This window comes from Paraniabella hibiscisoli (assembly GCF_022512515.1).
Classification (GTDB): Bacteria; Bacteroidota; Bacteroidia; order Chitinophagales; family Chitinophagaceae; genus Niabella; species Niabella hibiscisoli.
The window spans coordinates 864,157-886,159 of record NZ_JAKWBK010000001.1; the positions used below are offsets into that span (position 1 = coordinate 864,157).

Sequence of the window (22,003 nt, forward strand, 5' to 3'; positions counted from 1 at the left end):
AAGATGAAATTTTAATAATAAAAAAACGTTTAGAAGTTTAAAAAAATTATTTGAAAGCATATAGAGACATACGGCGCCAGTACAACTCAAAAGGACCGTAATGATTTTTATTTAACCAGTATTTTGAAAAAAGTATCTGAGCAACGGTAATAATTGCAAAAAGAAGCACAATAGCTGTGCTTGATAAATAAGCAGCCCCGTTAAGCGCGAAAGGCGCAAAAACAATACCTCCTATTATTGACTGTGAAATGTAATTGGTAAGACTCATTCTGCCATAAAAGCGTAACGGGGCAAAATATTGAGCGGGAAATACATTGTAAAGAAATATTATGACAACAATATAGATAAAAGCAAAGGATAGCCCAGACCAGTTTGATAATAACAATGTTATCTCTTTTACAACCGGAGTTCCTATAGCATACTTTCCAAACATCATACTCCCTGCAATAACTAAGACTGGGATCAATAAATAGCGAAGATTCCTGTTTCCTCTTTCAATAATACCGCGAAACGCCCACTCATGCCCAGATAGTACCCCAGTAGCATCAGCCCTATCGTTTGGCTTATTCTCCCAACTTCCAGGGCCCACAAAAAGTTCCCGATCTGCCCTTTTGTAAGATTGGTCCATATTATTTGAAGGACACTCCCTGAGCTATGGTGCTATTTACCTCTTTAATAAACAGGTCTGAATGATAGTTGATAATATTCGCATCTCCGTTAAAGAGATTGATACCCATCTGTATCCATATGAGCGGTTGTAAAAGAAAGAAAACCGCTATAGCGGGCAACCATTTCAAGGGGAGTTTTACCAGCAGTAAAACAATCAATCCTACAATTACATATAATCCCAGTATATCACCGTCCGGAAAAAAATGGCATTAAGGCATGCAAAGGGTATAAGGGTCAATAAACGCTGAAAAGAACGGGTAGAAGCATTCCCCATAGGAGACTTATTTACCAGGAACATGGAAAAACCAAAAAGTAGTGCAAAAATGGGATAGGTTTTATCCAGCAAAAAATGATAATCCGCTGCTTCAATAAACCTGTCGATTTTAGAAAAGAACCTGCTGTGTGAATGCGCACTATTACTGTAGTCAAACCGCGAGATGAAATGCCTTAGAAAGATTCCCAGTAAAGCAAAACCGCGGAGTGCGTCTATGACTTCAATCCTATTGGTTATATTTGTTTTAGAATGTTGCATTTAAATAGAGGGGCGATAGATAAACTGCTAACCAGACCGCTAATGTAAATCATTTAAAAAAGGCAATTAGGTCATTTTTAGACGAAACGGGCAATTTTATCGATGAATACCCTCATTTTTTAGTTAAATCACATAAAAAAATGATTAATATTATAGCAATCGACCTGGATGGGTCTTTATTAGATGATAACAAAAACTTGCCTCCCGATTTCTGGGAAACGGCCAATCAGCTGTTTGACAAAGATATCAATATAGTGATAGCAAGCGGCCGCCCTTTTCATAACATCGCTTCTGTTTTTGAGCCCATAAAGGATAAATTATATTTTGCCTGCGATAACGGCGCTTATGTAGTACATGCCAATGAAGAGATACTGGTCAATCAGCTGAGTAGTGCAGCGATCAAAAATTTGATAGAAATATCAAGACCCATCGAAAATGTATATCCTGTTTTATGTGGTAAACACCTCGCTTATATTGAAAATACAGATAAAGCTTTTACGGATCAGGCTTTAAAATACTACCAGGAATATAAAATAGTGGACGATTTGACTAAAGTAGATGATGTGATCCTGAAAATATCCCTGTGCGACCTGGCCGGATCGGAAACCAATAGCTATCCTTTTTATCAACAATTTGAGAGCGACTTTAAAGTAGCAGTTGCCGGCCAGATATGGTTAGATATTACCAATATAGATGGCAGTAAAGGAACAGCTATAAAAACCATACAGAACCGACTAGGGATTTCGCCCAATGAAACGCTGGTTTTCGGAGACTACCTGAACGATATGGATATGATACAACAAGCGGGCTTCAGCTATGCGATGAAAAATGCCCACCCAAAGATTATTGAGGCGGCCAAATTCATTACAGAGCTGGATAACAACCATGGAGGCGTTACGCATACCATTAAAAAATTGCTCCATCTTTAAACAAAAAGCTTTTCCATACTTTGGGGTATGCTTTTACTGTAGTCTATTTGCAGCGGTTTATAATCATTGACCCAGTTCTCAAAATCACGGGCAAAGTTGCCGTTAATCTTGTCTAATGTCATCACTCCCATATCCCTCAGGGCGGCAGCATTGCAACATTGCTCATACTGCCCCCTGATGGGGATGGCCACTTTTTTCCCAAATGAATAGCTTCGGAAGGTGTTTCAAAACCACCACCTGTAATGATGGCGGAACAATGGATAAGGCTGTGGTTAAACAGGTTTTTGTCAACTGGCTTAAATGTTATGTTGCCAACCGTACGGTCCTGCCGGCTCTGACGGCTGAAAATCTGGAACTGATGTTCTTTAAACGGAGCAAATATTTCTACTAATTGTGGCTCGCAGTACGAAGGCAGGTATACGGTAATATATCCACCATCGGTAGGTGTTGCTTCTCTTATTTCTTTTTTGATAACAGGAGTGATGATAAAGTCATCATAATTTTTAAAGTGCAATCCAATATATCGATCGGCTTTTGCATAACGTTTTAACAACCATTCTCCCGTTTTGCTCTTTTGCGCAGGCCTGGGCACTTTCATGGACTGAAAACTGGCCTGATGTCCGAAATTTACAGAAGGGATCTTTTTTGCAGCACAGGCGGAAGCAGTAATGTAGTCGTAGTCATTAATCACCAGGTCGTACTTCTCGACCGGTAATTCCCTAATCTCTTTCTTAAGCGCTACCGGGTTAATGGCTTTGGCAATACGCCAGTAGTCGAGCGCGCCATTACAGGTATAATAAAGACTTAAGCCCTTGCTACGGTAGGTGATGGGTGCGTCCAATTTTAGGTTGCTGTTATCGCCGCTTAAAAAGATGTCTACCTGCCCATATTGCTGCAAATAAGGAAGCAGCTCCATACTGCGGCTGATATGCCCATTGCCTGTTGCCTGTACGGCATAAAAAATCTTCATATTTATTTCGCTAAAGAATGTAAGTAAAAAGCGATTTCGCTGGTTAGCACTTCTGTTTGCGGTATATGTCTTACCGGCTTTTCTGCAATAATCTCTTTTTCATTATAGGTATATAAATGCCAATCGCCATCATAATATTCCAGTGAGGTCATATTCTCCACCCAATCGCCCGAATTAAGGTAACAAACCGATCCCTTTTCATTGTTAATGACTCTTTTTTGAGGTTGATGAATATGGCCGCAGATAACATTATCAAAACCTTTTTCGATAGCAATGCCGGCTATTTTTTGCTCATACTCATCAATTTTAATAAACCGCTTATTAAACTGCTGCATCACCGTTTTGGCAAGCGATAGCTTTTCTTTTCCGAAAAGTTGCATGATGAAATTGGCAATCTTATTGAAACCCAAAAGCACTGCATAGCCATTACTGCCTAATTTGCCCAAAAATTTGGCCTGTTTTGAAGTGGTATGGTCAAATACATCTCCGTGAAATATCCAGGTTTTTTTCCCGTTTACTTCAATAGCCACTTTATCAGCCAGCAAAAAATTGCCCAGTTCCAGGTCGGAGTATTTACGAAAGGCATCATCGTGATTGCCGGTGATATACACCACACGGGTGCCATTGGAAAGCTTGCTAAAAATCTCTTTAATTGCCAGTATATGGGCCGGGGAAAATATCTTTTACTAAATTGCCATCCATCTATGATATCGCCGTTTAATACCAATAATCGTGGCTCAATGCTTTTTAAGTAGGCAGCAAACTCCTTTGCCCGGGATGCATAGGTTCCAAGGTGCAGGTCCGATATAACCGCCACTTCCACCGGTCTTTTGTTCATGGTTTTTAGAGTTTACCAAAACTCCACCATTCTTTTAAACTAATTGTTACGATAGCATTACCTGATTGTTACCAGTCCCCGCCAAATATTCCTGCTTATTATTTACCAGGCATTTATAATAGGTTCAATTGGCAGAACCATTCTTATTTTTCCAGGACAGGGATTATAAACCGGCTCACCTCGGGTGTTTGGTGTTCTTTTTCATAATGAATTCCATTTTCGCAACGATATCCGGATGTTTTTGTGCTATATTTTTTGCTCCTGTAGGTCCGTTGAAAGGTCATATAGCTCCGTTATTATGTTACCTTTCATCAGGTTCATGCGAACGGCTTTCCAATTGCCCATTCTAAGTGCCTGCTGGCCTCCGTATTCCGGGTATTCAAAATATAAATAGTCATGTTGTTTTTGCCGTTGTGTATTACCCAAAATTTCGGGAAGCATGGATACGCCATGTATATTAGGTGGTGCATTCACCTGAAGTAGTTCACAAAAAGTAGGCATCATATCAATCGTTGCGGAAACCAGCGCAGATGAGGAGCCAGCCTTTACTTTCCCCGGCCATTGCACTATAAAAGGCGCCCGAATGCCACCTTCGCGCAGGTAGCCTTTTCCCCAACCGCCGTTACCCCTGAATGGTCCTGCGCTGTTGAAGAACACCGGGTCTACTCCTGCATTACTTGCAGGACCATTATCACTGCAAAACATAATGATGGTATTTTCATACAAACCATTCTTTTTAGCTGCGCTACTATCTGCCCTACCTGTTCATCCAGCAAACTGATCATGGCGGCATAAGTAGCTCTCGGATAACGACAGGGAAAATAAGATCCGCCCAGGAAGGGCTTCTCCTCTCCAAACTTTTGATGATAATAGTCTACCAGCCTTTTGGGCGCCTGTAACGACACATGCGGTAGTGGCGTTGGATAATACAGGAAGAAGGGCTTGCTTTTATTTTTATCGATAAAGTTCAGTGCAGCTTTTACCAGGTAATCTGGTGCATAATATTTTTGCTGATATACTTCGTAGTTATCCGGATCGAGTTTATCCAGGCTGTCTGGAAACTTTATGGCTGGATCTACAATTTTATTGTCAATAGCTACCCGGTCTTCGTTCTCCCATAAATGGCCATTGTAGTAGGTATGGTCTTGCCGTTGGCAGATGTATCCGTAGAAATAGTCAAAGCCCTGCCTGTTCGGATGCCCCGAACTTGCCGGCGCACCCAACCCCCATTTACCCACCATTCCGGTGGTATAGCCTGCACTTTTCAAAACTTCTGCTATAGTAAGTGTGGAATCGGGAATTGGAAACTGTCCTTCTAAAAAAGGGTTCTCCTCCATTGCCTTAAAATCCCATACAGGTCCACGTTCTCCCCATTCGTGATTTCCACGAATGTAGGCGCTGCCGGAATTAATACCGGTCATTAATAAATACCTGGAAGGTGCACAAACGGCAAACGCATAATGTTGCGTAAACTTTTTACCATTCCTGGCTAATGCATCAATATGAGGCGTTTCTATCTTTTCCTGGCCATAGGCCCCAATATCGCCATAACCCAGATCATCTGCCAATATATAAACGATATTGGGTTTACGTGGTACTTTTTTTGAGCAGAACCAATACCAACTATTAAAAACAGGCCTACTGAAAGAAAAATAAGTTTATTGAGCATAACAAAGCGTTGTGTGCTCAATAAAAATAAGCCATTCGTTGCAACGCTATTTGCGCAAACGATTGTATTATTTTGTTATCCGGAACCAGTCCACATCTATAAAACCTGCATCATTGATCTTTACATCGCTGGTAATAAACAGTCCCACTTTAGATCCGATCCATTTTCCCGGCGTCGCCTTCAGTGTTCCTGCTTCAACAAACTTTTCACCGTCCAGGCTATAGCTGAAGACACAGGTAGTATCCTGCCTGAACTGCATCCTGAAATACACTTCTTTTTGAGCCAGTTTCACTAATTCCTTCTCTGTTTCTTTTCCATCCCGATCGGCTTTTTCGCAGGTGGTGAATACAATATACACACCGTCATTTTTACGCCTGATAGCAATATTGCCATAACTCATTGCCATGGTGGTAAGCCCGGCCTTTTCACCCGTAAATTTCTCGCTGGCGCGGAAGCTGATTTTGGTGGTAACCGTAAACGCATCATGCGGAAATTTTTGTAATAGTACATGAGGCGTGTTCCATAAAGTCTGCCCTTTTTCTACGGGGTGCGCAAACATCCTTAAGCTGCCTTTTTGTGTATTCATAAAACTCCAGGTAGCCTGCGGATTGGCCTGCCACTGCCATTGTAATCCTAATTTCAGATCATTAAACTCATCTGACTCCGCGGGATTTTCTTTAGCATAGGTTTTCCCTACATTCGGCTTTTTATACCGCAACACCGGGTTACCATTTCCATCATTGTCTTTATCTTCTCCAATCACGGGCCAGTCGTTTACCCACTTCATTGGCTGCAGATGCACTACTCTTCCTATTGCATCCTTATCCTGGAAATGCAGGAACCAGTTTTCTCCCGTTTGCGTATCTACCCAGGCTCCCTGGTGTGGGCCATTAACGCTTGTTTTGCCTTGCTCCATCACCACTTTGCGTTCGTAAGGACCATATATATTTTTGCTGCGTAACACCAGTTGCCAGCCAGTAGCCACACCACCCGCAGGAGCAAATAAATAATAATATCCGTTACGCTTATATACTTTGGGACCTTCAATAGTAGGATCCAGCTCATGCCCATCATAAACCATCATACCATTGGTGGTAGTTTTGGTACCTTCTGCATTCATTTCCTTAATCACCAAAACACTTTTGATACCGGCACGGCTTCCTGCATAGGCGTGAGAAAGATATACTTTGCCATCCTCATCCCAGAACGGGCAGGGATCAATTAACCCTGCTCCACCCTCTACTAAAACCGGATCGCTCCACGGACCGGTTATTTTTTTTGCTTTGGTAACATATATACCAAAATCAGGATCGGGATAATAAATGTAAAATTCATTTTTATGATAGCGGATAGCAGGAGCCCAAACGCCATTGCCATGCTGTACTTTATTAAAAACTTCCAGGGGAACCTGGCGTTGTAAGGCATGTCCGATCAGTTTCCAGTTTACCAAATCCTTAGAGTGAAGGATGGGCAACCCCGGCACCTGGTCGAAGCTCGAAGCGATCATGTAAAAATCATCTCCCACCCGTATCGCATCCGGATCAGAATAATCTGCATTCACCACCGGATTGCTATAGGTACCATCACCATTATCAGGGCTCCAAACCTGCGATGTATAAGGCTTCTGTGCCTGCAGGTTGCAACTTAAAACCAACAATCCCGCTACCAAAAATTTTATTTTCATTGTTATCAATTTATTCAGATCAATATCTTTTATTAGTTGTTGATATCTGCGACTGGATTTACTTGCCGGCACTCCAGCCATTAAACATATTTTTTGCCGTATACAGCTTTGCTTCCTCTTTACTCAATTGCTTGGACCAGCTTGCTCTTTTACTCGTTTGGGCCCCTTCGCCTGCGTTCTTATATTCAGCATACTGTACCGTTTGCTCTCAGCAGCAGGCCGGCCCCAGTTATGCCAGCCTTCGGGCTTAATAAATGCGGGCAGCTTCGACTGTATGAAAACAGTCTTTGCAAAATCGCCCCAGGGGCGACCTAAGTAATAGGATACTGTTGGATCACCCGTTACGGAACAGTTCAAAAAAACCATTCCGTAAGCAGCTTCTTTAGGCGTGTTGGCTGCAGTAATATAACTGCCCCTTTTTTGCAGTATATAGAGCAGTTCTCAAATAAGGCAGTGGCGGCGCCAAAAATAAAATCAGTGGTTCCTTCTATATAGCAATTCTTATAGTACTGCTTGCTTTTAGCGCGGCGCCATGTACATAAAGCGTATCCTGGAAACCCAGGAAGCGACAATTCTTAAAACTGATCCTGTCGGCGGAAACCCGCACGGCAACAGCCTGCCCAACCGGCCCTGCACTATTTTCGAAAGTGATGTTCTCTGCAGAAAAGCCATCTCCATAAACAAAAAAAGAGGAGCTGCCTGTGGTACCTATATTCGCACCTTTCTCATTTTGTTTGCTGGCATAATCATCATAAGTAAGAATTACCTTATTGATATCTTCTCCTACAAAACTCACATTGGTCTTGTTGGCAGGTAAAGTCAGCTTTTCCTTGTAGATTCCGTTCTTAATAAAGATCACTGTTCGCTTACTGCCGGATGCCGGAACTGCATTAATAGCTTCCTGCACGGTTGTAAAATTTCCGCTTCCATCTTTTGCTACTACGAAATCGGGCTTCACCGCAAATGCACTATTACTTATGTATAATACAAGAAGCTGCAATAAAAATAGTCTTATCATGATCTTATTTAAAGGGTATCGGTTTTAAAAAATTCATTTCTTTTAACCAGGATTGCAATAAAGGCAACCAAAGCTCTGTTGATCCCGGGTTTTCTGTAACTCTTATTCCATGCCCGCCTTGTGGAAAAGTATGCAAGCTGGCATTCACACTGTTATCAATTAATGCATTGTAGTATAGCAGGCTGTTATGCAGATTGACTGTTTTGTCGTTTACCGCATGAACCAGGAAAGCTGGAGGGGTGGAAGCCGTAACCTGTTTTTCCATCGAATATTTTTCTATCCTGGAGGCGCTCGTATCACTACCCAGGAGGTTAGACCTGCTGCCTTTATGAGCCCATTTGCCCATCGTAATTACAGGAGATAGCAATACAGAAAAATCCGGTCGATAATTAAGCGTGTCATATCTATCGCTTATTTTGGATACATCGCTTATTTGCGTGGACAGCATAGCAGCCAAATGTCCGCCCGCGCTAATGCCCATTACACCCAGCTTTGAAGTTTCGAGGTTCCATGTTGATACATTGGAACGAATGTATTTCATGGCACGTTGCGCATCCTGCAAAGGTGCAATAGCGGGCTCTTTAAGATTGGCCTGATGCGGCAAACGATATACCAAAACAAATACATTAATGCCCAGCGTATTGAACCAACGTGCAAAGTTAAACCCGTTATACACATAGGATGCTCGCTGATAGCCGCCTCCAGGGCAAATCAAAATACTGGTTCCCGTATTCTCTGCTTTATTTGCGGGAAAAACATAGATCCCAGGAGTTCCTACTTTCAAGGCCCGCTCATCTGCAATGCTATCGGGTATCGCATATTTTTGGTTAGGTATCTTTCCTTTCTCCCAAATGGGCAGGAATTCTTGCGCTGTGACTTCCGCAGATACTGTCAGCAATAAAGAAAGCAATATTACTATGTTTCTTAGAAGATCGATTGGCTTATAGCCCGAAGAGATTACGCTGTTTCGCTTCGCTTCAGTTGGAATGACAGAGCCATTTTGTATTATTTCTTTGCCGGCCATTCAAATGGTTTTAAAGAAGTTTGTTTGAACCAGTCTTTTTCGCCCGGCAGATCGGGGTTGCTGCCGGAAGCAAAAATATTCTCAAGCGTGTAAGCAGCGGCTTCTTTATCCGTAAGTTGCTTTGACCATCCAACTCTTCCTCCAATATTGCCGCCGGGGCCCCTGCTTTTATACTCAGCGTATAAAACGGTTTTTTCCACCTCAGGATTACCCCAGTTATTCCAGCCTTCTGCTACCACCTGCGCAGGCATTTCACAACGCACAAAGACAGTTTTTGCATGTGCACGCCAGGGTCTTCCTAAAAAACTTTTGTTGCCTCATCAGCTGCCGTTATTTTACAATCCAGGAAAACATAACCAAATTTTTTACCCGGGGTGGTACTTGCTGCTGTTATGTAAGAGTTTGTTTTTTCTTTAATGGTACAGTTTTGAAAAACTGCTGTTGAGGGACCAAAAATAAAATCGGTAGTGCCCTCTATATGGCAATCTACAAACAACTGTCGTGATGCTTCGCCCGCGCTGAATATAGTATCCTGGTCACCTATGAATTTGCAATTTTTGAATACTGCTTTATCCGCGTCCACATACAATGCAACTGCCTGTCCTACCCGGCCCGCATTATTTACAAAAGTGATATTCTGGGCTATAAACCGGTTGCCCGAAATTTTGGCAGTAAAGGAAGTGAAAGTAGTGAGCTTGCCCCGGCCTGAATAATCGTTAAACGTAATGATTGTTTTGTCTACATCTTCGCCAATAAAAGTTACATCGGTATTATTAGCGGGCAGTTCGATTTTTTCATTGTACACGCCACTCTTAATATAGAGCGTAATAGGCGCTAATGGGTATACCCGCATAGCATCAATAGCTTCCTGTATATACTTATAGTCGCCGCTTCCATCTTTGGCAACGGTAAAAGTATATTTATACTTGTCTGCATTACCAGTTTGCGCGTTAATGTTTATTATAGTGAACAACATAGTGATCACTATCAAAAGAATCCTGATTGAAGCCGTATGCACGGCTACCCATTCCGGCCTGATTGCAACACTACGCGCTCCGGCAGCTACTGCTCTTTCACTCTTATACATTATCATAATGAAAAATTTATCTTTAAAAAGTCATCGATATAATTTACGGCAGGTGTAAACCAGGGCTCAAATAAACAAAATGAATGAGGGCTATTCTCAAACGTATGTACCCGGCTCAGTACGTTTCTTTCCTGTAATATTTTTATATAATCATCCCGGCCTGCATGCATGCGGTCTACCGAGCTATTCAGAAATAATATTGGCGGACTAAATACTGCATAGCTTAAAGGCGATGCGGTTGCCCATAGCAGCGGATTATCTTTGGGTGTATATCCTAACCAATAAGCCGATGCTCCTTCAGCTGATGGATTCTTTTGTTCGCTACTTTCGGCATGTACAAAAGAAGTAGTTCCATCTATATCGATGATCGCCTTTACTTTGGTGCTGATCGCGTTTTTCTGATCATAGTTTTCGAAAGTAGGCATATCACCTGTACAACCAACTAGCGCTGCCATTTGTCCACCCGCTGAAAACCCGGCTACTACCAGCTTTGCTGAATCAACTCTAAAGTCTTTCGCATGTATCTTGATCCATTTAATAGCTTCCTTTATGTCAAAAATGGCGGCAGGAAAATAGGCTTCTGGGGATAGGCGATACTCAGGTGTAAAACAGGCATAGCCTTTATTCGCCAATGCCTTCGCCATATCATGATGTTGGGTTCGGTTGCCCGAACGCCATCCACCACCATGAATGATGATAATGGCGATACCGTTAGATTTTTGCTTTGGATAAAAAGCATCTAATTTCAACTTTCGCTTGCCAATCTCGCAATAGGTACATTCCATTTTTTGTGCCAGCCCCGAAGCATCTACCACCGGCATGGTAATACCGGGATGATATTTTTTTCTTTCAGGAAAGCAGTAGGATTATTAAAAGAAGTATCCCTGATGCCCGTAAGCCCGGTTGCTATTTGCGCATAGCAACAGCCTAAGCTAATCATCATCGCGAAAAGAATAAAGCAGGCACGCTTACTCATTAGTTATTTATTTAACAGCAGGGTTTTTAATTCGGGAAGCCAGCTCAGGAACGAGTGTACGAATATCTTTCAAAACGATCTGGGCTACTTTCCGGGCACCTAATTCACTGAAATGCGTATCATCAACCTTACCCGTTGGATAGTTAGGATGCTCACCCGGCTGCAGATGCACAAATAAAAGTTTAGACGCTTCTACGCCTAATTGTTGGTAGAGGTTCTGCGCTTGCTTGTCCAGATCAATCAGGGGAGTTTTCTCAAGAGTTGCAACATCTCTAACAATCTGCGCATATACATCATGTGTTCCTACCACTTTGCCGGTACTATCAAATTTTCTCCGGGCTACGGGGGTAATCAAAACCGGAGTACCACCTTTTAACCGGGCCTCTTTCACATACTGCACCAGGTTATTTTTAAACTCCGCTTCTGTTGTAGCCGATTTCTTCGTGGGCACTTCATCATTATGCCCGAATTGAATAAAAATATAATCACCTTTTTCGCATTCTTTCATGATCGTTCCCCATAAACCTTCTCTTTTGAACGAAGAAGTGCTACGCCCATTTTTTGCCAGGTTAATTACCTGTACCGTGCTATCCCAGAAGTAAACAAAAGGCATCCCCATCCGTTTTCGGGATAGGCTTTTATATCTTTTATAGACATAGTGGAATCGCCTGCGAGAAAAATTTTTACCTTTTTGGGAGGTAACACAAAAGCCGCCGCAGAGATCAGTAGTAAGGGAAGGATAATTTTCAATTTCATTTGTAAATCTTTATTTTTTACTGCTCGAATGGAGCCTTTAATGATAAAAACTTTCATCATACCGGCCTCATTCGTCTGTTCATTTATTTAAGTGCTGTACTGTTTTTGGACAATTGCTTTTGCCACCTGGAATAAGCATCCAATGCTTTTTGTGGCGCATAAGTATACCAGGCATAGCCGTCGCGACGTTCACGTTCCACTTCGGCAAGCGAATAAACCACTTTACTATCGCGATTGCAAAATAGGGGACGATGTGTTTTTAATTCATAAAAGCGGGTCCAGATAGGAGGTGCGGTACTATCGGTTTCCACCACCCTGTCGCTGCTTGAAATACGAAAAGGAGTATCCATCTTTTCGGCCCTTACGGTCTTCACTACCGTATTATAGATCCGGGAAGCTTCAAACCATTTCATGGCAGCATTAACGGATTTGATCACGCGCTCATCCGGGTGTTTAATGTCCATCAGGAAGAATACAATCCCCACACTTTCCCCATTACAAATGCTGGGGGCTCAAACTTCCTGGCCCAGGCGGGTTGCAGAGCTACTTCATCATACTGCTGGCACCAGGCCGTTAATACGCCGTTATCAACGATCTGTGTATTTAAAATACAGTCGATACCCTTGTTATATGCCTGATGTAGTTTTGTCCTTATCCCGGCGTTAATAAAGTCATACAAGGGTTCGTTCTCAACAATATCTGAAAGCAGGTCAACAATACCCGTCATACCGCCATCGTTGAAGGTAATGTAGCGACTATAACCCTTTTCCAAAGGATAATATTGCGGCCATCCGCCATTAGCATATTGTGCTTCCAGAATATAATTCAGCCCTCTTAGCGCAGCAACTTTATACGCCTCATCCTTTACAGCCGCGTAAGCAATCGCTAAGGCCCTTATCTGGGTATAGCAGGTTCCATTATCAAAAGTGGTATTGAGTGTATTCTTATATCCAGCCACTGCCACTTTTTGCTCAGGGCTAAGAATGGCAAACATGTCGTAATTCTTGGGCCAGCCTCCGTTTGCTTTTTGAAACAGTAGTATATTATCGGCCACCTGTTTCAGGTCGGTGGATTTATACCTGGGCCGACCCGGACCGGCATTGATCATATTTTTACTATCAGCAATACCATACCAATGGCCGGCATTATCGGCAAAGGGTTTTGTATCTATTTCGGATGGTATAGGCTTTTGCGCCTTTGCAAAGGACAGTAGCGACAAAACAAGAAAAAGACAAAAAATACGTTGTAACATGATATCTAATTTTACTGATAACCAACAAGGTTGTTTACTTTGCCCGTTCATTTATATACATCTCGATATTAGTATATTCCTTACTTAAATCATTGCCGTTATTATCAGCCCTTTTAGGGTCTAACCGGTGCTTGATCTCCCATTCATCAGGCATACCATCTTTGTCTGTATCAACAGGCACTTTTGTATACTGATACACTGGCCATCCACCAACTTCTGACGCGTCATTAATAATACCTTTTTCGCCAGATACAGCTTTATGTGATTTCGCTTCTGCTATCAACCGCAGATCCACAGCGTCGTATTTTGGCAGAGATGCACCTACGTTCCCCAACACCAGCTGGTAGGCTTCACGGGCTGTTTGTAAAGTCACTGGTGCTGTAATAGTGAAGGGCGCTGTAACAAGCGCTTGATTTTTGTATAGATCCGGAAACTCTGACAAATCGATACCTAAATTGTTATTGGCTGAAAGTTTTTTATCTCCATGCATCACATTACCGCTCAGATACCACTGCCCAAAACCTTTTGCTTTTGCGGAATTATAATTAGCTTTTACAAATTTCAATTCTTTAGCGGTAGCAGGTCCGGGAATGTAATAGTTATTCACCAGGTTGATGTTCGATTTTCCACCAGGAATATCAACTTCTCCTCCATAACAGGCATTGGCGCTCTTCCAGTTAAAAATTACATTGTTGCGATAATCTACTACCGCCAATGTATCGTGGGCTCTTGAACCGTTGAACCTTACGGTACGGCTGTTTTGATTTGAGATGAGGTTATGGTGATAAGAAGCGTTTTGTCCGCCCCATACACCACCGTAGGCTCTTAGTCCTTTATGATGATTGGCATTGTACAACCCTTCACTAATAATGCTCCATTGCACTGTAACATTTTTGGTATCGTACATAGCAGCACATTCTTCATTGGCCCAGGTAAAAGAGCAATGGTCGATAATGATGTTCTGGCTATTCTCCATACCAAATCCATATACGCCATTCGCTATTTTGGCGCCCGGCCTGGAACGCAGGTATCTTATAATAATATTGCCCCTCACACCGGTTTTATCACCGGCACAATTGATAATAAATGAATTCCCTTTTAAGCAGATACCATCTCCCGGCGCAGTTTGCCCGGCGACAGTAATATTAGAGCGGCTGATTTTTAACGGAGACTTCAGATCGATGAGTCCCGCTACCGAAAAAACGATAGTAATAGGCTCACCCGGATATTCTTTAAAAGCCTGGCGCAAGCTACCCGGTCCATCATCATTTAAATTAGAAACTGTTACTACCCGACCTCCTCTGCCACCCGTGGTGTATTTACCAAACCCTTCGGCTCCGGGGAATGCAGGCGCCTGGGCATTGATCCCTTTGATAATTGTTAAACTAAAGACTATATAAAAAAACTCTTCATGGAACTAGGCTATTGATATACACTTCGATATTCGTATAAGATTGATGAATGTTGCAAACAGATGCATCACCGGGATCATTTATATTGAGTTTGTTCTTTTTCTCCCATTCATCCGGCATCCCATCTTTATCCGTATCTGCGAGTATAGATTGCTGCTTTAAATACGGCCAGGCATTCACCGTTTTTTCATACACGGTACCATGCGAATATCCTCCCTGCACATCAATAAACCGTCCTGTTCTGTTGGTAACTTCCTTAATCACTCTTTGGTCCAGTGTATCCCGTTGCGGTAATATGGCGCCGGCATATTTTATTACTTCTTTGTAAGCATCTTTTGCTGACTGTTCTTTCAAATCAATAACGCGAAAGGCCTGGCCAGCTATTGCCAATTGCTTTTCGTTATCTGTAGTTGCTTTATCTACATGGATACCCAGGTAATTATTTTTAGTTGCTTTATCGTCACCATCAACATAGTTACCCTTTACATAAAAACTGCCATAAGGATGCGTAGTGTCTGAAGTTTTAGTAGGATTTACAATGCGGCTTTGTACATTCTTTTTTGTTTCAGGGCCATATTTATAATAATTATTAACAATATTGTACTTACCATTTTCGCCGCCGTACACATTATTATGTCCCCAGTTGTAGATCACATTATTTCTGAAATCGGCCAGCTCATCTGTTTCTCCTAATCGCACACCGTTAAATCGGGGCGTACGGCTAACGCAATGGGCTATTAAATTATGGTGCGCACTAAAATGGGTCCCTCCCCATATACCACCATAACCATGATGCTCAAAGTCTTTATCGCCTGTTTCAAAATGATAAGAATAATTGAGTGGCTCTGTAATCAGGTTCCATTGCAGGGTTGTGCTATCTCCTTTATAAACAGAGCATACTTCATCTGTACTCCAGCTCATACTACAGTGATCAATCATTATATTTTTTCTTCCCGAGGCGCTAAAAGCATCATCAGCACCGCGCCATCAATCATGCCTTTATTCTGGTAACGGTCTCCCATACGAAACCTGAGAAAACGAACAATAACATTATCGCCCACAACAGAAACAGGATAATCGGCAATACAGATACCGCCACCCGGAGCTGTTTGCCCTGCAATAGTTATATCTCCCTTTATATTTAATTTAGACTGCAAATGAATAGTTCCGGAAACATTAAAAACAACGATGCGCGGGCCTTTTGCCGCTAGTGCTTTTCGCAGGCTTCCCTCTCCATCGTCATTCAAATTACTAACGATCAAAACTCTGCCGCCACGCCCACCGGTGGTATACTTACCAAAACCTTCAGCACCGGGAAACGCAATCGGCCTTTCTTCGATAACAGGTATTGATGCTAAAGCCTGCTGTGATTTACAGGAAAATAAAAATACCTGTCCGACTAATATGCACCATATCCATTTAGAGCCCATGTTTTTATTCTTTATTTTATTAAACCGGTAAGAGGGCAACACAATTTTTCGGTATTACAATTTTTGTTTGTCAGTAATAGCTTTTACCAGGCTATTGATATACATTTCTATATTATCATAATCCTTGTTCAGATCACGGCTGTTAGCATTGGCTTTTTTAGGATCCAGCTTATTGGCTATTTCCCACTCATCGGGCATCCCATCATTATCGGCATCCTTCAATGCAGGTAATGACTTCAACTCCGGCCATCCGCCTACATCGCCCTGCGTATCGATAATACCGTTTTTGCTACCATTGGATCCCTCCTTCGAGAATGATCCTTTTTCACATCATTAAGTATCCGCAAATCAACCGCATCTCTTACCAGGGAAGCGCCCACAAAATTTACCACCTGCTTATAGGCCTTACCTGCATCATAGGTAATGATATTGTTCTCTACAGGGTGTGGAGCAGACAGTCTCATAGCTATTCTCTCCGCATCTGTAAGGTCGGGATAATTATGCTGCATCTGGTTATAAACCCCATAGGTCCAGTTATCTTTAGTACTGCGATCGCTGCCCTCTACATAGTTTCCGCTGATATAAAATTTCCCCCATTTATTATATACCGGAGTTCCGGGTTTCTTGTTTTTATCGGGTGAATAAACTCTTTCTCTTTTTAAAGTAGCAGGCCCCGGTTTGTAATAATTATTAATAATATTGATGTTCATGCCCTCGCCACCGTAAGCACTGTTGTTACCCCAGTTATAATAAACATTGTTGCGTACATCTAGGAGGTCGGTTAAAGCAAACTCGTGATTGGCATGCTCACCATAGCGCGGAACACGACTGTCATGGTGTGCCATCAGGTTATGATGAAAGGTAGCAAACTTTCCACCCCAGATACCGCCATAACCATGCGCTCCTTTATGATGCGCGGAATTGCGTAAGCTCTCGGAAATGATGCACCATTGCACCGTAGTATAATAGTTATTGTATACCGATACACATTCATCTGTGCTCCAGCTCATAGAGCAATGGTCCAGTATAATATTGTTCTTCCATTTACCACCGATCGCATCGCCCTCCTGCTTTGCTTCATCGCCCATGCGAAAACGCATGAAGCGGATAATAATATTGTCTGCCCCCAGGTCAACAGGATAATTTTTCAGAGTGATCCCATCGCCGGGTGCTGTTTGGCCTGAAATAGTAATATCGCTGTTATTAATTCGTAAATTAGATTGCAATGCAATAGTGCCCGAAACGTCAACACACAACCATGCGAGGTCCTTTTGTTTCCACGGCCGCACGCAGGCTGCCTTCGCCGTTATCGTTGAGATTAGTAACTTTTATTACCTGGCCTCCACGGCCGCCGGTAGCAAAACGCCCAAAGCCTTCCGCACCAGGAAAGGCAATTATGATACTCTTAGGAGATGGTAATGTACCAGGCTGCTGCGAGATGCAGTTGCCTGATATCAACACCAGCGGAACTAACAATTTTAAAAACATATTAAAACAACATTGATATTTCTGGATCATTACTATCACCATTTCTTCTTATCCTTTTAAAGAAAATAACCTGAAGTCACCACCATCCGGTGAGCCGACTCCAGGTTCAATTTGATCAGGTAATTAAAACATCCATTGATCTATATTTCATTACCGCCAGCGTGGATCCCCGATACCTTTCGTGTAGATCGGGTGATTTAACACTTCCGGTGTATTCTTGAATTTCAGGCCTTCTACATTATAAATGTGCGCATTCACGTCCCAGGCGGTACCTACTTTTTTACCTTTGGGATAGGGATCAACCATCAGGTTTTCCGGAGCAATAGGCGTTGGACCGGTAATTACCTTGGTTGCTTCAAGGCCACCAACATTCAACACTCCGTTGTTAAAGCCAGCGCCTCTTGTGGTGTTACTGAAAGCCTGGTTATTGAAAATTTCGGCGGAAGTGAAATAAGTAATAGCTCCGTTGGCAGATTTTGATGAAGTGGAATAGTTATCTGCAATATCAAAGCTTAAGCCTGGACGATAAGTTCTGAAGTCCATCCCACTCTGGAAGAAGTCCCTGCTATCACCGGCGGCCTTAACTGACACAAAGAGGTTTTTCTTAACAACATACCTACTGTTGGCTGGCGGATTCTGATGCTGTATCAGGAAGCGCCCATTGGAAACAGAGAAAGCATTCAGGAAAGTATTATTCTCTACCGTTACATTCCAAACAACACTTGACGCCCAGGCCCGGTTGCCATTTTCCCGTACCAGCTGATCCCAGCTCACTCCAATAAATGAGTTGTTTTTAATTACTACATTATTAAAAATATTCGTCCTGTCCGACCTGGCTTCTCCTGTAATAAACGGATAACCACGCCCTGTTACATCGTACATACCAGCATCATGAAACAAGCAGTTATCTACAATGATATTCTCAATTACCTGGCGGTTTGGCCCCTGTGTTCTGAACCAACATCTTACCATACCCTGAAAATTGCAATTACGCGCTTCCAGTTTGGAACAGGTAAACGGCATAGACGCCGAATGCTGGTTGATGAAATAGTTACCGTTAATGGATTTACCCGGGAATAAGGACTGATTGAAAAAGTTAACGGCCAGAGGAAGTTCAAAACTGATATTATCAAAGATCACATCACCCATGGTAATACTGCCAATCTCACCCGCCTGCGCCGGACGTCCGAGTTGGAAATTATTGGCGTTAGAAGCGGTATTGGTAGCGTTATAGCCAAGGCCCAGATAAACAATGGGTTTTGCACCGCCAGGCGAATTCGATTTTAAGGTTAAGCCTTTAGCCAATACCACGCCAGTTGCTATATAGTACTTTTTGCCGGCTTCCAGCATAAATATGGTGCCTTCGGCCAGGGTATTATCAAAAAGGAAATTGTTTAATATCGTATCGATACGGCATGCATTATTTTGTTGTGCCCAGGTATTGGTGGCATCTACCACATGAGGTATCAATATAGGCGCTCCAACCTGTCCCCTCATGCGTACCATGCTGGTGTTGTATAAACGATCCCAGTATCGGGGAACTTTGCTGTTCAGGCCGTTCACTACGTAAAGGGAATTGGGCGTTAACCCGGTAACATCTACATAACCTCTGGCCTTATCTGCTTCTGTTAATTTGATCGTTTGTGAAGGAAGATCCCTGTTTACTGAAGCTGGCTGAACCAATATCTCATCTATCAAAAATTTCCCATTTTCATATTGAAAGCTGGGATTCAAATCCGTGGGATTAGTACTTCCAACCGTTAATTCAAAAAAACACGCATGCTGGTCTCTGTTACTGCCCCGACAGCTACCACATCCGGGATACCCAAACGCTCTCCCATTTCCCACTCTGCACGATCATCGTTATGAGAACCATCCCCAAGTCCATACCATTTAGAATGATAGGCCTCTCCGAGTGGAGAAAGGGTTTGTATGGCAAAATTATGTTTAGTAGAATATTGCAGGTCCTGCTTGGTAATTTTTAGCACATCCGGCCCTACAATGGTATCCCAGAGAATATCGCCAGGAATGTCCCATGAGCCCGATTGCACTTTCATTTTAAGCCGATAACCCGCAGCGCCGTTGATACCATTCCATGTGAGGTACATATCGTTGGTATTTACTACCTGGCTCGCTAGCGGATCACCTGTTTTACCCGTATTTCCCTGGTGGCGAAATACGGCCATAAAGGATGTATTTTCTTCCGCATCGGTAACTTCCCGCTGGTTTTTTCTACAGCCATTTAGGACCATTGCCAGCAAGCTGGCTACAGCGATGTTCAGTATCAAAATTTTAATTTTCATATTGCCTATTTTTAATACGATACATTAATAACCATAATTGTTTTTGTATACCCCATTACTCAGGACAATGGCCTGGTTGGGGAAAGGAAGTATATAACGTACGGGGGCAGATTATTACGATTCAGAGATTCCCAGTTGCTATTGGTACCACCCCTGATAAAGCCACGGAACGAATAAAATATCTGTGCCCTGGGTAATGAAGTATTTTCATCATACCAGGCATAGAGGGTGGCCATGTCCCAACCGGCACCCGGATGCAATACACCTTCCCATGGGTTATAAAACTCAATGATATTTAAAGTGGTATTAGGATAGATGTCTTTATTGCCTGGATTAGCCACACGCCTGAAAAACTTATTAAAAGGAAGCGTTTGGTATTTTTCTGAGCCTTCCATAAAATCACCACCAACCATGGATGCTACAATATAGTACTCCATAAAAGTGTCATACACCACTTTCGAATATAAGTTCCAGCGAACCAGGTCTTTCCAGCGTATATTTTCCCCACCAAACTCCCATTTACGCTCGTTTACAATCGCATTGAAAAATGACTCCTTCGAAACAGACACCGTACTGGTGTAGGCTTCTACTTTCTGCGATTGAACTGAATCGCGAAATGCACGTCTGCGCACTTTTTTAAAAGCGTCTAATGCTTTGGCGCCATGGGTACCATTTACACCATTCTCTACTTCGTTCACCGCTTCTGCATACATCAGCAATACATCTGCATAGCGCATATAAGGGAAATTAATGCCGGTGTTGTTGGTACTCTGACTACCCAAAGCTTTTCCGGGATCAGACCATATTTTAGACCATTTGTTATTATACATGGTATAGTCTGCCAATACCTGGGGGTACCCGTGGCATCATAACTCCACTGACCTACCACATAGTCCTTGCGAATATCCGCCCGATCGAAAGAGTAATGGTAAAAAGCATTCAACCGCATACCGCCACCTGATACACCCCAGACATGCGTAGTAACATTCTCTACACCTGATACAGCCGGACCGGTAACATTGCCCACCGTTCCACTTCCATTCCTTAAAAAGGGAATCTCAAAAATAGGATCGTCGTTATTGGTCACCACGTTATTGGTTTCATCAATGAATACATTTCTATAAGATTTAGTAAGATTATGTTTTCCTGATGTTATCACCGAATCTGCATACTGCATGGCAATTGCATAGTAATCTTTGTAGTCAGGCATTCTCTTCATGGTACCTTTTGTGCCCTCCGGATATAAAGCATACCCTCCTCTTGTTAACGCTATACGGGCAATCATGCCATGACAAAATTCTTTAGATGCACGCTCAATACCCTGGGCAATTTCATTGGCACTTTTCATTCCGGGCGCTGCTTCCTTCAGATCATCGATGAGAAAGCTAAGAATCTCGTTGCGATCAGTAACCGGTATCACGAAATCAGTGCCCAGCTGCATAGCAGGTTTTGTATTAAAAGGCACATCACCATACATTACTACCAGGTCGTGGTAGAACATCGCCCTCAACACTTTCGCTTCTCCTAATTGCTGCGTAAGATCTCTGTCATTTTTGGTAAATACAGGGCTCTTTTGAATGCCATCAATAAAAATATTGGCTCGCTCAATGCCCTCGTAAAGTTTGTCCCACAATCTTTGAACGGTGGGCGCATGCCGGGCGCCATCAAAAGCCTTGAAATCTTCTCCGCTTACGCTAGGCAATTCACCTGCGAAGGCACTAAACTCTACATCGCTATTTAAGGCAAAAGTGTTAAAAAGGCATTGCCGTAAGCATCATTGCTCATCAACGAAGCATATACAGCGGTTAATACCCTGTTAATCTCTTCTTTGTTCCCAAATACATAATTCCCTTCATATTTGGAATCGGAATTCACTTCCAGGAAATTTTTGTTACAGGAGATAAAGCCTATTAATAAAGTGCTGAGAATGAAAATATATTTTCTCATCTTATATAAGTTTATACTA

The 22,003-nt window shown here is 42.5% G+C and carries 23 protein-coding genes and 5 pseudogenes; 1 reads left to right on the forward strand and 27 read right to left on the reverse strand.

Annotated features, from left to right (window positions below; all coding sequences use genetic code 11):
- Positions 1–46 precede the first annotated feature (46 nt).
- Both MKP07_RS05555 and MKP07_RS05560 read right to left on the reverse strand, forming a co-directional pair.
- The gene (locus MKP07_RS05555) at positions 47–628 is read right to left on the reverse strand and encodes a DUF418 domain-containing protein (protein ID WP_240845632.1); all 582 of its coding nucleotides are present in this window, start codon (positions 626–628) and stop codon (positions 47–49) included.
- Position 629: 1 nt separating this feature from the next.
- Positions 630–797 carry a hypothetical protein gene (locus MKP07_RS05560; protein ID WP_240845634.1) on the reverse strand — a complete coding sequence of 56 codons (168 nt, stop codon included), beginning with the start codon at positions 795–797 and terminating at the stop codon, positions 630–632.
- A gap of 544 nt (positions 798–1,341) precedes the next feature.
- On the opposite strand from MKP07_RS05560, the gene MKP07_RS05565 reads away from it, so the two are divergent.
- Positions 1,342–2,130 (forward strand): HAD family hydrolase, encoded by a 789-nt coding sequence (locus MKP07_RS05565; RefSeq protein ID WP_240845636.1) that lies wholly within the window; start codon positions 1,342–1,344, stop codon positions 2,128–2,130.
- Positions 2,131–2,266: 136 nt separating this feature from the next.
- On the opposite strand, the gene MKP07_RS05570 is transcribed toward MKP07_RS05565, so the two are convergent.
- The 25 genes and pseudogenes from MKP07_RS05570 to MKP07_RS05685 all read right to left on the reverse strand — a co-directional run bounded on the left by MKP07_RS05570 (position 2,267) and on the right by MKP07_RS05685 (position 21,984).
- A complete protein-coding gene (locus MKP07_RS05570; protein WP_240845638.1) occupies positions 2,267–3,100 on the reverse strand; it encodes a glycosyltransferase family protein in 834 nt (277 codons plus the stop codon).
- 2 nt (positions 3,101–3,102) lie between these two features.
- Positions 3,103–3,714 carry a UDP-2,3-diacylglucosamine diphosphatase gene (locus MKP07_RS05575; RefSeq protein WP_240845640.1) on the reverse strand — a complete coding sequence of 204 codons (612 nt, stop codon included), beginning with the start codon at positions 3,712–3,714 and terminating at the stop codon, positions 3,103–3,105.
- On the reverse strand, positions 3,615–3,938 hold the full coding sequence (locus MKP07_RS42165; RefSeq protein WP_394803536.1) for a metallophosphoesterase: 324 nt from the start codon (positions 3,936–3,938) through the stop codon (positions 3,615–3,617). The genes MKP07_RS05575 and MKP07_RS42165 overlap by 100 nt, the downstream gene beginning before the upstream one ends.
- Before the next feature lie 246 nt (positions 3,939–4,184).
- Positions 4,185–5,506 (reverse strand): annotated as a pseudogene (locus MKP07_RS05585) (arylsulfatase).
- A gap of 168 nt (positions 5,507–5,674) precedes the next feature.
- Entirely contained in the window at positions 5,675–7,291 is a 1,617-nt protein-coding gene (locus MKP07_RS05590; RefSeq protein ID WP_240845645.1) for a glycoside hydrolase family 43 protein, read from the reverse strand.
- 58 nt (positions 7,292–7,349) lie between these two features.
- Positions 7,350–7,436, reverse strand: a pseudogene (locus MKP07_RS37765) (hypothetical protein); the annotation flags it as partial.
- A pseudogene (locus tag MKP07_RS42170) lies at positions 7,415–7,863 on the reverse strand (pectinesterase family protein). The pseudogenes MKP07_RS42170 and MKP07_RS37765, both read right to left, overlap by 22 nt.
- Positions 7,779–8,309, reverse strand: coding sequence for a pectinesterase family protein (locus tag MKP07_RS37780; RefSeq protein ID WP_262919162.1), 531 nt, complete (start codon positions 8,307–8,309; stop codon positions 7,779–7,781). Before MKP07_RS37780 ends, MKP07_RS42170 begins: the two are co-directional and overlap by 85 nt.
- Positions 8,310–8,313: 4 nt before the next feature.
- On the reverse strand, positions 8,314–9,333 hold the full coding sequence (locus MKP07_RS05600) for an alpha/beta hydrolase (protein ID WP_240845647.1): 1,020 nt from the start codon (positions 9,331–9,333) through the stop codon (positions 8,314–8,316).
- A pseudogene (locus MKP07_RS05605) lies at positions 9,315–10,426 on the reverse strand (pectinesterase family protein). Before MKP07_RS05605 ends, MKP07_RS05600 begins: the two are co-directional and overlap by 19 nt.
- Positions 10,423–11,241 (reverse strand): alpha/beta hydrolase, encoded by an 819-nt coding sequence (locus MKP07_RS05610; protein WP_240845649.1) that lies wholly within the window; start codon positions 11,239–11,241, stop codon positions 10,423–10,425. The pseudogene MKP07_RS05605 and the gene MKP07_RS05610 overlap by 4 nt, the downstream one beginning before the upstream one ends.
- The gene (locus MKP07_RS05615) at positions 11,229–11,396 is read right to left on the reverse strand and encodes a hypothetical protein (protein WP_240845651.1); all 168 of its coding nucleotides are present in this window, start codon (positions 11,394–11,396) and stop codon (positions 11,229–11,231) included. The genes MKP07_RS05610 and MKP07_RS05615 overlap by 13 nt, the downstream gene beginning before the upstream one ends.
- Before the next feature lie 7 nt (positions 11,397–11,403).
- Entirely contained in the window at positions 11,404–12,009 is a 606-nt protein-coding gene (locus MKP07_RS05620; RefSeq protein WP_240845653.1) for a rhamnogalacturonan acetylesterase, read from the reverse strand.
- 226 nt (positions 12,010–12,235) lie between these two features.
- Positions 12,236–13,455 (reverse strand): annotated as a pseudogene (pelA, locus tag MKP07_RS42175) (pectate lyase).
- Entirely contained in the window at positions 13,439–14,653 is a 1,215-nt protein-coding gene (locus MKP07_RS05635; protein WP_240845659.1) for a pectate lyase family protein, read from the reverse strand. Before MKP07_RS05635 ends, pelA begins: the two are co-directional and overlap by 17 nt.
- Before the next feature lie 160 nt (positions 14,654–14,813).
- The gene (locus tag MKP07_RS05640; protein WP_240845661.1) at positions 14,814–15,755 is read right to left on the reverse strand and encodes a hypothetical protein; all 942 of its coding nucleotides are present in this window, start codon (positions 15,753–15,755) and stop codon (positions 14,814–14,816) included.
- Positions 15,755–16,288: a hypothetical protein gene (locus tag MKP07_RS05645; protein ID WP_240845663.1), complete on the reverse strand. Its 534-nt coding sequence runs from the start codon at positions 16,286–16,288 to the stop codon at positions 15,755–15,757. The genes MKP07_RS05640 and MKP07_RS05645 overlap by 1 nt, the downstream gene beginning before the upstream one ends.
- A gap of 12 nt (positions 16,289–16,300) precedes the next feature.
- A complete protein-coding gene (locus MKP07_RS05650; RefSeq protein WP_240845665.1) occupies positions 16,301–16,486 on the reverse strand; it encodes a hypothetical protein in 186 nt (61 codons plus the stop codon).
- Positions 16,487–16,500: 14 nt separating this feature from the next.
- Positions 16,501–17,502, reverse strand: coding sequence for a pectate lyase family protein (locus tag MKP07_RS05655; RefSeq protein WP_240845666.1), 1,002 nt, complete (start codon positions 17,500–17,502; stop codon positions 16,501–16,503).
- Positions 17,492–17,764, reverse strand: a complete 273-nt coding sequence (locus tag MKP07_RS05660) for a hypothetical protein (protein WP_240845668.1) — start codon at positions 17,762–17,764, stop codon at positions 17,492–17,494. The genes MKP07_RS05655 and MKP07_RS05660 overlap by 11 nt, the downstream gene beginning before the upstream one ends.
- Before the next feature lie 120 nt (positions 17,765–17,884).
- Entirely contained in the window at positions 17,885–19,468 is a 1,584-nt protein-coding gene (locus MKP07_RS05665; RefSeq protein ID WP_240845670.1) for a hypothetical protein, read from the reverse strand.
- A gap of 26 nt (positions 19,469–19,494) precedes the next feature.
- Positions 19,495–20,037 carry a hypothetical protein gene (locus MKP07_RS05670; RefSeq protein ID WP_240845672.1) on the reverse strand — a complete coding sequence of 181 codons (543 nt, stop codon included), beginning with the start codon at positions 20,035–20,037 and terminating at the stop codon, positions 19,495–19,497.
- 59 nt (positions 20,038–20,096) lie between these two features.
- Positions 20,097–20,867 (reverse strand): RagB/SusD family nutrient uptake outer membrane protein, encoded by a 771-nt coding sequence (locus MKP07_RS05675; protein WP_240845674.1) that lies wholly within the window; start codon positions 20,865–20,867, stop codon positions 20,097–20,099.
- Positions 20,750–21,739, reverse strand: a complete 990-nt coding sequence (locus tag MKP07_RS05680; RefSeq protein ID WP_240845676.1) for a RagB/SusD family nutrient uptake outer membrane protein — start codon at positions 21,737–21,739, stop codon at positions 20,750–20,752. The genes MKP07_RS05675 and MKP07_RS05680 overlap by 118 nt, the downstream gene beginning before the upstream one ends.
- Positions 21,740–21,774: 35 nt before the next feature.
- Complete coding sequence (locus MKP07_RS05685) at positions 21,775–21,984, reverse strand: hypothetical protein (protein ID WP_240845678.1); 210 nt, start codon at positions 21,982–21,984, stop codon at positions 21,775–21,777.
- Positions 21,985–22,003 lie beyond the last annotated feature (19 nt).

Excerpts from the sequence above, each read along its gene's own strand:
- MKP07_RS05615 (WP_240845651.1), bottom strand. The coding sequence starts at position 11,396 with ATGAGTAAGCGTGCCTGCTTTATTCTTTTCGCGATGATGATTAGCTTA.
- MKP07_RS42165 (WP_394803536.1), bottom strand. The coding sequence starts at position 3,938 with ATGAACAAAAGACCGGTGGAAGTGGCGGTTATATCGGACCTGCACCTT.
- MKP07_RS37780 (WP_262919162.1), bottom strand. The coding sequence starts at position 8,309 with ATGATAAGACTATTTTTATTGCAGCTTCTTGTATTATACATAAGTAAT.
- MKP07_RS05640 (WP_240845661.1), bottom strand. The coding sequence starts at position 15,755 with ATGATTGATCACTGTAGTATGAGCTGGAGTACAGATGAAGTATGCTCT.
- MKP07_RS05660 (WP_240845668.1), bottom strand. The coding sequence starts at position 17,764 with ATGATCCAGAAATATCAATGTTGTTTTAATATGTTTTTAAAATTGTTA.
- MKP07_RS05685 (WP_240845678.1), bottom strand. The coding sequence starts at position 21,984 with ATGAGAAAATATATTTTCATTCTCAGCACTTTATTAATAGGCTTTATC.
- MKP07_RS05620 (WP_240845653.1), bottom strand. The coding sequence starts at position 12,009 with ATGCCTTTTGTTTACTTCTGGGATAGCACGGTACAGGTAATTAACCTG.
- MKP07_RS05670 (WP_240845672.1), bottom strand. The coding sequence starts at position 20,037 with ATGAAAATTAAAATTTTGATACTGAACATCGCTGTAGCCAGCTTGCTG.
- MKP07_RS05675 (WP_240845674.1), bottom strand. The coding sequence starts at position 20,867 with ATGTATAATAACAAATGGTCTAAAATATGGTCTGATCCCGGAAAAGCT.
- MKP07_RS05570 (WP_240845638.1), bottom strand. The coding sequence starts at position 3,100 with ATGAAGATTTTTTATGCCGTACAGGCAACAGGCAATGGGCATATCAGC.
- MKP07_RS05555 (WP_240845632.1), bottom strand. The coding sequence starts at position 628 with ATGGACCAATCTTACAAAAGGGCAGATCGGGAACTTTTTGTGGGCCCT.
- MKP07_RS05600 (WP_240845647.1), bottom strand. The coding sequence starts at position 9,333 with ATGGCCGGCAAAGAAATAATACAAAATGGCTCTGTCATTCCAACTGAA.
- MKP07_RS05610 (WP_240845649.1), bottom strand. The coding sequence starts at position 11,241 with ATGCCGGTGGTAGATGCTTCGGGGCTGGCACAAAAAATGGAATGTACC.
- MKP07_RS05590 (WP_240845645.1), bottom strand. The coding sequence starts at position 7,291 with ATGAAAATAAAATTTTTGGTAGCGGGATTGTTGGTTTTAAGTTGCAAC.
- MKP07_RS05565 (WP_240845636.1), top strand. The coding sequence starts at position 1,342 with ATGATTAATATTATAGCAATCGACCTGGATGGGTCTTTATTAGATGAT.